The following is a 750-nucleotide window of genomic DNA, read 5'->3' on the forward strand; positions in this document are numbered from 1 at the left end:
GTCAATCAGCAGCATACCGTCGCCTTTGATTTTACTGTTGTTTTCTGGTGTCGCACTGTAATGAGGCAAGGCGGCATTGGCATTGTAGCCCGCGATGGTATCGAAACTTGGCGAAATAAAGCCGGGACGTTGGCTGCGGTGTTTGTAGAGCATGCCGTCGATATCCAGCTCGCTCAATTCGCCGCCGTCTGCCAAGATTTGTTCAAACTCGGCAAAGAAGCCGCACAATGCCGCGCCGTCTTCCGCCATGGTATTGCGGATATGGGCGATATCGGCATCGGATTTGACTGATTTGAAGAATGTGCTTGGGTGGATGGCTTCAATCAAACGAACGTCTTCAGGCAGGCGGCGCAAAGTACCGACAGCAGTTTTGTTCGGATCAATCAGCAATGCGCCCTTAACGCCTGCCAAGTAGTCCGCCGCTTGCGCATAAGGCAATACTTCAAAGCCTGCCGCTTTCAAGGCTTCGGCAGATTCGGCTTTCAGACGGCCTGCATCGGTAAACAATACGGCTTTGTCTTGGCTGATAAACAAATGGGACAAGAACACGGGGTTGAACGGTACATCATCGCCGCGCAGATTGGTAATCCAAGCGATGTCGTCCAAAGAAGAAACCAAATGCGCATCTGCGCCCTGCTCTTTCATGGCCGCACGGATACGGGCCAATTTTTCGGCCGCCGTTTCGGAAACATAGTCGGGATGGTGAACGTAGATTTCCGGAGTCGGCAATGCAGGACGGTCGTCCCACAC

At 52.9% G+C, this 750-nt stretch carries 1 protein-coding gene; it reads right to left on the bottom strand.

From position 1 onward, the window contains the following. Nucleotides 1-750 (bottom strand): aminopeptidase P family N-terminal domain-containing protein (locus tag ACTHUR_RS13730; protein ID WP_440399085.1); only part of this gene is annotated, 750 nt, incomplete at both ends.

The organism is Neisseria sp. P0021.S007 (assembly GCF_051956855.1).